Annotated in this window: 6 protein-coding genes and 1 pseudogene; all 7 read left to right on the forward strand. The window is 64.8% G+C overall.

Annotation, left to right across the window (positions count from 1 at the left end; genetic code table 11):
* The first annotated feature begins 217 nt into the window (after positions 1–217).
* Complete coding sequence (locus F0Q45_RS10355; protein ID WP_149653869.1) at positions 218–4,915, forward strand: methyltransferase domain-containing protein; 4,698 nt, start codon at positions 218–220, stop codon at positions 4,913–4,915.
* A gap of 744 nt (positions 4,916–5,659) precedes the next feature.
* Positions 5,660–6,022, forward strand: coding sequence for a hypothetical protein (locus tag F0Q45_RS10360; protein ID WP_149653870.1), 363 nt, complete (start codon positions 5,660–5,662; stop codon positions 6,020–6,022).
* A gap of 203 nt (positions 6,023–6,225) precedes the next feature.
* Positions 6,226–6,514: pseudogene (locus F0Q45_RS30465) on the forward strand (ISNCY family transposase); the annotation flags it as partial.
* Positions 6,515–6,795: 281 nt separating this feature from the next.
* Positions 6,796–7,200, forward strand: a complete 405-nt coding sequence (locus F0Q45_RS10370; RefSeq protein ID WP_149653871.1) for a hypothetical protein — start codon at positions 6,796–6,798, stop codon at positions 7,198–7,200.
* Positions 7,197–8,225: a hypothetical protein gene (locus tag F0Q45_RS10375; RefSeq protein WP_149653872.1), complete on the forward strand. Its 1,029-nt coding sequence runs from the start codon at positions 7,197–7,199 to the stop codon at positions 8,223–8,225. Before F0Q45_RS10370 ends, F0Q45_RS10375 begins: the two co-directional genes overlap by 4 nt.
* Before the next feature lie 37 nt (positions 8,226–8,262).
* Complete coding sequence (locus F0Q45_RS27590; RefSeq protein WP_188112864.1) at positions 8,263–8,436, forward strand: hypothetical protein; 174 nt, start codon at positions 8,263–8,265, stop codon at positions 8,434–8,436.
* Positions 8,437–9,094: 658 nt separating this feature from the next.
* Positions 9,095–9,343, forward strand: a complete 249-nt coding sequence (locus tag F0Q45_RS10380) for a hypothetical protein (protein WP_149653873.1) — start codon at positions 9,095–9,097, stop codon at positions 9,341–9,343.
* Positions 9,344–9,526: the final 183 nt, after the last annotated feature.

The following is a 9,526-nucleotide window of genomic DNA, read 5'->3' on the forward strand; positions in this document are numbered from 1 at the left end:
GCTTGGATTCAGCGGCACACCAAGCCTAACATTCCCTCAGGTATTAATGCCGTCATGCCTGAGTGCTATTTTGGGAGGCGACGCACAGGCGAGCGCAGAGCCGCAGAGGGGTTGTCGGAACTCGCCGCTACAGTGCACAACGAACGCCGGAGCCAGACTCTGGCGACGAGAAACGGCCGGCCTTGAGGGGCTGGTCACCGAACCGAAAGGTGCCACGATGGCCGCAACACTTTCCGCCGCCCGCTCGGCAGTCCAGGCAGTGCACGTTCTCCGCGATCTCACAGCCGGCGCCACACCTTCTGCAGCCCAGCGCGTTGCTTTGGAACGATTCCCCGGTTGGGGTGCAGCATCGCCGTTGTTCGATCCCCAACCATCCAGGTCTTGGGCGGCGTTGGCCGACGAACTCGACGACCTGGACCACGCGGCGATGAAAGCGGCTGCACGCGTGGTCGATACCTCCTTCTACACCCCACCGAGGCTGGTCGAGCACATCTATTGCCTGCTGCAGCAGGCGGGATTCCGTGGAGGCGACGTGCTCGATCTGGGATGCGGCAATGGCCGGTTCCTACAACACACCCCGGCCGATCTGCCGATCGCCTTCACCGGCGTCGAGGTCGATCCGGTAGCCGCGCGCATCGCCGCGGTTCTTCATCCCGACGCGACGATCATCAATGATCGACTCCAACGGGTATCCCTGCCCAACAACCGTTTTGATGCCGCCGTGGGCAACGTGCCGTTCTCGTCATCCAACGTGACCGACTCGGTGATCGCGTTTTACGGACCCCTGCACGAGTACTTCCTAGTGCGCGCCGTGCGCGCGGTGCGCCCCGGTGGCTACGTGGTGATGGTGACCTCGCGCCACACCTTGGATTCCGAGACCGGCCTGTCCCATGCGATTCGAGCACAGGCCGATCTCATGGCGGCGATCCGTCTCCCGGCGGGCTATTTCGCCGCAGGAGGCACCGATGTGGTGGCCGATGTCCTGGTCCTGCGCGTGCGCGAGGACGACGAGCCGCGCCGCGGCTGGGACAGCCGCCAGCCGCGTGAGTACCTGACCGGCACCGATTCACGGGGCCGTAGCATCACTGCGCGGGTGAGCGCATGGTGGTCGACTCACCCGGACTTGGTCGCCGGCACGATGCGCCTAACCGGGGTTTATCAGAATCCGCTCACCGTCGACAGCGACAGCCCAGACGCGGCGGTCGCCGACGCGTTCGCCGCGGCCCAGCCCCTACTCCTGCCCTCCCCGGCAGCCGACAGGCAGGCCGCGCAGGTCTTCTCCGATGTCGCGCTCACCGACGCCGACGGACGCAAGGAAGGGTCGTTTCATCTCGTCGACACCGTGATGACCCGCGTCGTCGACGGGCAGCTGCAGGCCGTCTCGCGGCCGAGCAAGGAGTTGCACGCCTTGGTTGCGCTGCGCGACACCGCGGTCACTCTCATCACCGCCGAGGCCGACTGGGACACTGCGGACGCCACGCTGGCTCCCCTGCGATCGGCGTGCTGTGATGCCTACCTGGCTTATGTCGAGCGCTTCGGCGCCCTCAATCGCGGAACACTGATCGAGGGCAAGACCGACCCCGACACGGGCTTACCCAAGCTGAGCTGGCGGGTCCCCCCGATGGGCGGTTTTCGCGGCGATCCCGATTCGGCCCTGGTGTTCGCCCTGGAGAAGTTCGACCAGGCCACCGGGGAGGCCTCGCCGGCGGCGATTCTGCAGCGGAGAGTCAACCGGCGCCCTGTGTCCGTGACACGCGCAAACACCCCCGGTGAGGCGTTGGCCATCACCTTGGGAGAGGGCCGCGGTTTGGATCTGGCCCGCGTCACCGAGTTGCTGTCACTGCCCAGCACCGAAGCTGCGTTCACCGCTCTCGGCGACCTGGCTTACCGCGACCCCGTCACCGGTAAGGCCCATACTGCCCGCGACTATCTGTGCGGCAATGTGCGGATCAAACTGCAAGAGGCGTTGGCGGCCGCAGCGACCGACGCCTCCTACGAGCGCAATGTCACTGCACTGCAGCACGTTCAGCCGCGATGGCTGGGGCGCGATGAAGTGCGGATCGAGCTGAGGTCACCGTGGGCAGAGCCCGGCGACATCGAGGACTTCTGCCGGGAGGTATTCGGCGCGAGCTGGGTCAAGGTTCACCACGTCGCCCCGTTAGCCGCCTGGGAGGTTGACGGCAACGCCCATGCCATCTCACCCGATGCGAAGATCACCTACACCACCACCCGCAAGTCCGCATTCGACTTGCTGCAGGCGGGCCTGAACAGCACTTCGCCGACCGTCTACGACGAGGTCTACGACTCGGCCACCGGAACGACCCGCCGGGTCCGCAACGCCGATCAGACCGAGGCAGCTCGGGCGGCGCTGGCCGCCATCGAGCAGCGTTTCTCGCTGTGGATCTGGGAGTCCCCGCACCGCCAGCAGCGCATCCTGGATCGCTACAACCACGCGATGAACTCGCACGTGCTGCGCCGAGACGATGGCTCCTACCTGACCTTCCCCGGCCTGGCCGATGATCTGCAGCTGTGGTCGTGGCAACGCGACTTCGTCGACCGCGCCCTGTCGATCCCGGTGGCTTTCGCGGCCCATTCCGTGGGCCTGGGAAAGACCAGGACTGCGATCGCACTGTGCATGACGTTGCGCCAGTTCGGTATTGCCAACCGCCCGCTCTACATTGTCCCCAATCACTTGATCGAGCAGGCTCAGCGCGAGGCGCTGCAGACGGCGCCGGCAGGCAAGATCTTGGTGGTAACCCGCGAGGACCTGTCCCGCTACGGCCGAAGGCTATTCGCCGCGCGCTGCGCCACCGGCGACTGGGACATGGTCATCATGACCCATGAAACGTTTTACTCCATGCCGGTCCCCGCTGAGATGGAGCGGGCATGGCTCGACGAGCAGCTGGCCGAATTGGAGGACTACAGCCGCAGCCAGGGGGTCACCGGCAAGCGCATCGCCACGGCCGTGCGGTCTTTGGAGGGCCGCATCGAGCGGCTGCGCGACGTTGGCGCCGATCCCGACGTCATCACCTTCGACATGCTGGGTATCGACTATCTGGCTGTCGATGAGGCCGATCGCTTCCGCCGCCTGCCGATCGCCACGCGCGCCGAGGGATTCAGCCTGGGCGCATCCAAGCGCGCCACCGACCTTCTGCTGAAGCTGTCGATGCTGCGCCGCGCCAACTCTTCGCGCCCCTGCGCGAGTATGTTCACGGGCACCCCCTACACCAACACTCTCGCCGAAGCCTATGTGTGGCAACGCTTTTGCGACCCAGACCGCCTGGCCGATTCCGGTCTCGGACACTTCGACGCATGGGCGGCACAGTTCGTCCGCTACGAAACGCTCGTCGAGGTCAGCCCAGACGGTTCGGGCTTTCGCACCAGGCGCCGCCCCGCGGTCATCCAGAACGTTCCTGAGCTTCGCCTGATGATCGGGTCGTTCATGTCGATGGTCCGCACCTCGATGACCAACCTGCCGTTGCCGACACCGCACCAGCACACCATCGTCGTGGCACCCACGCAAAACACCCGCGCGTTCATGACTGATCTGGTCAAGCGAGCCGATGATCTAAGGGCAGGGCGGGTTCGCCCCGACACCGACAATATGCTGGCAATCTGCGGCGACGGCCGCAAGGTGGCCCTCGATCCCAATCTGGTCGGTTTCACCGAAACCGCACCCAAGTTGGAAGCGGTCGCCGATAACGTCGCGGCGATCTACCACCGCACCCGCGACGCCGCCTACTCCAATTCGCGACTGCCCGGCGCGTTTCAACTGGTGTTGTGCGACCTAGGAACTCCGCACCCCAGTGATACGCAGAGCTACGGCCGGATTCGCGATGCTCTGATCACGCGTGACGTTCCGGCCGATCGGATCCGGTTCATTCACGAGGCCACCAACTCCAAGGCGCGTGAAGCGCTTTTCGCGGCATGCCGCGATGGCCGGGTATCGGTTCTGCTCGGCTCGACTCCCAAAGTCGGTGTGGGAACGAACATTCAGAATCGGCTCACGGCGCTGCACCACGTCGACCCGACCTGGACCGCCCGCGATTGGGACCAGCGCAACGGCCGCGGTGTCCGCACCGGCAATCTGCACGCGGACATCGACATCTACTCCTACGCCGTGGAGGGCTCCTTCGACGCCTACATGTTCCAGCTCGCCGAGCGCAAAAGTCGCGGTTTCGAGCAGCTGTATCGCACAGACAGCGATGTGCGCGAGATCGCGGACCTGGGCGGTGAGGGCACGTTGAGTTTCGGTGAGCTCAAGGCAGCGGCCGCCGGCAACACACTGTTGCTGCGACAGCACGAGCTGCAGGTCATGGTCCGAAAGCTGCACCTGACGCATCTGACAGCTCGCCAAAACGTCAACGCCGCCCTGCACACCGCAACCGAGGCCGAACATCGCGCCGATGCCCTGCAAGCACGGGCTGAACGCCTGGCCGAACTCGTGGAGTACCGGCATCAGCTGGCTCCGGTGGATCTATCTCGCGCCGCGGAGCAGGCGGTGTCAGGCCAAGGTCATCACGCGCGGTGGTCCAGCGGGCCGCTGCTGGTCAAAATCGTCGAGGACCACGGCGATCACCATCTAAGAGTCAGCTTCGGCTATCGCACGTTATGGACGCAGCGACTACCGGCCAAGGTGCGTCGGCGGGGCGCTCAGGCCGTGGCCGCGTGGTCACACGGCATGGTCTCGGCGTGGCTCGATGGAGCGGCCGTCGAGCATGCCGAGACAGTCGGCAGGGTCGAGGACAGCCGCCGGCAGGCGAAGCGGTCTCGTGAGGCCGCCGCCGGCACCGATTTGTCGGCGCCCGAAGAGCTCATCGCAGCCGAGGCGGAGCTGGCCGAGGTCACCAGCAGGATCCAGGACGAAATCCTCGACGTCGCCGCGGCTCCTCGTCGAGGAAACGAGGCCGCCTGACGCCGGCCGGGGTGCCGCCTTGCACAGCGGCACCCCGCCCAAACGAATTAACACCTCGGGTGTGGCCAGGGTATGGGATTGGGCGTCGGCGAGTACGCCCACGTCCTTTCTCTGCGGACTCCAAGGACGAATCCCCTTCCGTCCTTTACGAGTGGCTCGCTTGTTGGAGGCGTCGGCAGCAAGATCGCGCGTGTACACGGCCGCAGTCCTGTGCCTGTCTGCAATTCCGCGGTCTGCGATGGCAGACGACTTGATCGATTCCTTACTCGGCAGGACTCAAACGATGCGCGCGCATGGTTTGCCCATCTGGCAAGAATGGGTCGGGACACATTGTCTCCGCCGCCCGAGCTCGGGAAGTGGCGATCAAGACCCGGATCGGACGACTCAACGGCGGCCCGCTCTTGTCGGCCTAGTATGAGACTCTGGCGAGTATGAAGGCCGCAGACCTTGCCATCGATTCAGCCGAACGCCGTACTTGCCGGCCAGCTCAACTGGAACCACAAGGGATCGATCCATTCGACCCGCATGATCATCGCTCAAGCAGCCCGCCTCGGCTTCACAATCGCAACCAGCGACGCCCGCATCACCACGGGCGCACTCACGACCGTAATCAAGGTCCAGTGAACGTACCCCAGCCGTCACACCATGAGGGGAGCATTAAGAGCAGCAGCCGCCGCTTCACAACTCGTTAGAACGTCTAGCAAACCGTACGAGATGTTGAGTCTGTCCAGGAAGAATGAGGGAATGAATAACTCAAGTGCTACAGCAGCCAGTGCCGACCATTTACTAACTCCCGGCACGTGGCTGGCCATGGTTCCGCGGGACCAGACCATCAAGATCGTCGAGTTCCTCAACCTTGCGAGCGCCGGCCTGGGATATGTCCGTGACCGGATACTCATCGGCGTTGATGCTGACGATCAACAACCCTCGCCCGGCCATCCACGAGCTGACACCATCGCTGACACCGCGCATCTCGCACTTGACGATCTGGTCCAATTACGCGGCCTGGTGGCCTCGACCATTCGCGCGGTGGCAGCTGCCGCCATCAGCGGCGGGGCTGACCCCGAGACGGTGATGAAGTGGGCCAGAGAAGACGAATCGACATGATCAGTGGGCTTCCGATGGCCACCCGCGATGTACGGCAGTTCGCCGGCCTTCTCGGACAACCGTTGCCCGCCTACTCCGGCAACTCACACGACGCCCTCTGCGACGCCAAGCACGTCCAGTCGATGTTCCGACTGATTGAGCACAGGCTCGACCAAACCGTGCAGATGAACCGGCAAGGATAAAGCAGTCCGGGAAACGTACGCGACGCCGGGCGGCTGCTGGTCAACGCCCAGCGGGCGGTGCGCCGTGCGAAGGCCAAAGCGGCCGAACTGCGCGCTCGCGGTGAGCACGACACGGCCGCGGGTCGACGTCATGGCCGACTGGTGCGTGCGGTCAACGACCTGCACAAACTGCTGGATGCCACCCGCCAAATCGTGGCGCAGACTCGGCAGCGAGTCCCAGGACAGACCCCGGATGGGGCGACCCGGCGGGTCAGCCTGCACGACGGCGATCCGCCCGATCGCCAAGCAAGCGCGCCGCACAGGCCATCCAACGTCACCCCTCGGCCCGCGCAGCCATGTCCCGCACGCCTGCTCGGCAACCACGGCATCGACGTAGCGCACCCGCCCGGCACACCAGCGAACTCCTGGACTATCGCCGCAACCCCGTTGGCGACGCCAACCCGGTCTGGGCGTCAACCATGCTGCGCGCTCCTCCCATTAACTCCGCCTCCGTCTATTTTTGCCCATCAGGAACGCTTGCAAAACGGCGTTGAGCTGTATTAAGTTTTAGGCATCGAAAAATAATGCCTGTTGGAGGAGGTGTTGAACCCGATGTCCACTGGCAAGATCGGCCGACCAGTCGTCGGCCCGCGAGTCAGTTTTAACGTCACTCACCGACAGGAAACAGCACTGGTCCGCATGGGCGCTGATAACCGGTCCGAGTGGATACGAGAAGCAATCGAACAGCGGATCCGGCGCGAGGCACACCCAGTGACGTTGCAGCTTTCGCAGGATCGCTGTTCGAGGTGCGACGTTCTGTACATCGAAGGAGGAGGCAGGGAGGACGACCCTGATTCCGTGGCTGTCGATCTGCCGGACGGGCAAGTTCGCTGGGATGCGGTGGTCGAGGTGGAGCCGGCCGAAGAACAGTCCCCCTACAACGAGGCGTTGGAGGCCGCGGGCTGGGTCGTCGTGTCCGAGGACCTCTGTGGCGAGCAGTGGGTGCTCCGGCGGTGACGGCCATCGCAGTGCGGGCGTCCGGACACGGCGTACAGCAGGCCCTATGGCCTCACCTGGCGATGTGGGGAGCCCTGACTTTGGCTGCTGCACACCACATCCCCGCTACGGCCCACCACAATCCAGAGACGGGGGACTGCACCATCACGACCGACCCCCAGCGTCTCGCGGCCGCGATCAAAGCCGAAGCTGCTTTCGTGGCCGACACGTCCGGACCGTGGGCGCAGACGATCGACGGCATCCGCCCAGTCCTCACCGCCGACTGGGGGCCGACGATTGACCGCCGCGCTTTTGTCGACCAGCTAGAGCGCCGGGCCGCCCTGGTCGACGCGCTGCCCTCCCACCATCGCGCTCTCGTGCGTGGATTCGGCTTTCCGACCTGCCCTGCCGGCACGGAGACCTCCCGACTGAAAGTGGTCCGACAGTGGCAGCAAGCAGCAGGCAAGCCCCGGGCCGGGGTATCCCGGTGGGACATGACCTCACTCAGCAAGGGAGGGGACATCGTGCGCCGGCGATTCACGGTGGCCGCCCAGCAGCTGGCCGCGCGTCCGGCGGCGGCCGTCGTCGACAGCCTCAACGGCCGAATCGTGCACACGGGGCGATCTGTGGACCTCGTCCCCGGCTGGGCCTACGTCCCACCCGGGGAGCTCGACCCGCTGGCCGACGTCACACACGCATGGCTTGCCCTGTGGGGCATGGCGATGCTGCCGACACGGGCAGGCCGCTCCCCAGGCTGGTGCGGCTTCTCCCCACAGGTCGGACTACTGCTGGTGCCAATGGTCACCACCCCCGCAAGCGCCGACTGGTGGACCACGTATCTGGCAGGACCGCAATGGCGGCACGTATGCGAAGAAATCGCCCTCACGCCGTATGCACCGACATCGGATTGGTCCCACCTCGCCGCGGTCGGCGTATGGCGGCGGGAGATCCAGCAACGCGGACCGAGCATGCGAATGTTCGCCCAATGGGATCGACTCGTCACCGAACGCCCTTATCCCTGGTGCACAAAGGATCGTCGACTGTAGTCGCACCTACCCCAGCTTTGCGAGGTGAGGTAAGCCGATGGACGCTGCGGCGGGTGTAGAGGGGCTACTGCGGCCGTTCCGTGAGCGCTATCCCGATGCTCTTGCGGTCTGTGCCCAGATAGTCGACGGCCGCGGTACCAATGGACTGGATTGGCCGGCGTGGTGCTGGCTGCCGATGGCCGGTGCACATGCCTACCTCACAGCTCGGTAAGGCAATATCGACGATCTCGCGAAAGTAGCTGCTCTGACGCAGTGGCGGCTGGATCGTGGCCTCATCACTGCGAGTTCGCCTTTGGTCGGGCGAATGCGTACTGGCAGTGGCGTGTCCTGGTTGGTGCGGCCCGGCGCTTCACGAAAGCGGAAGAGGTCGCGGGGTTTGGGCCTGGGCGGCGGTTGAGGATGAGTATAGGAAGTTCCTGGGCATGTGCGCGGAGGGCATCGAGCACCAGGGCTGTGTGACTGGGGGCGTGTGCGCGGGCTCGTTCGAACCGTTTGACGATCGAGGCCGGGATGCTTAGGACGGTTGGGGAAACGATGTGGGCTGTGGGGTCGTCAGGATCGATGTCCAGTGTTGGTACTAGCAACCAGGACGAGGAGATTTTGTTGGCAGTGTTGAACGGTGAGGAGCGCGAGGCCCTCCGCGCTTTGCATGATTGCGACGTGTCCCCTGTCGATCGGTCGGCCGGGACGAAAGCGACAGATCTCCACGATCCCGGTCGAGGAGATCCGGGAACGCCGCGACGACCCGCGCCCCACGAACCCGAGTCGCCAGGCGCCGCTGCGGCGGAACCTCGGATCCGCATCTCGTCGCATCGTCCGGAGGATTTCGAAGCGTAGAGCCCCGCTGTCCGTTGAAGGTAGGTGAGACGATGAGCGACAACACGGTGACGATCGACAAGGTCGACGGGCTGGGTGTCCAGGAACGTGGATCTCGGTGGCGTGACCGCAATGGAAACACCTGGCACTGGAACCAGATTGAGGCGGTCTGGCGCAAGACGCTATCGCCGCAATCACTGGTGACGGTTGAAACGGACCCAGATCCCTCCTGGTTCGGGCCGTGGACCAGTCTGACGACGACCCGCCGGTGTCCGCGAGACGTCGGAGTCGAAAGGCGTTGAGAAATGGCGAGATTAATGAGTGTGGCGTTGACTACCGATTCAGGTGCGTGCCCGCCCAGAAGACGGTCACTCGGCGTGCCGGTTGGGAAGTTCTCAAGCCCGGCGATTTGGTGACGTTTGTTTCCTAAAGTGCGCGGCCGTCGCGCGGGTGAGCCGCTGGAGCGCCATCGTCACGGTTTTCTA

It is taken from the genome of Mycobacterium simiae, from assembly GCF_008370645.1.
Taxonomy (GTDB): Bacteria; Actinomycetota; Actinomycetes; order Mycobacteriales; family Mycobacteriaceae; genus Mycobacterium; species Mycobacterium simiae_A.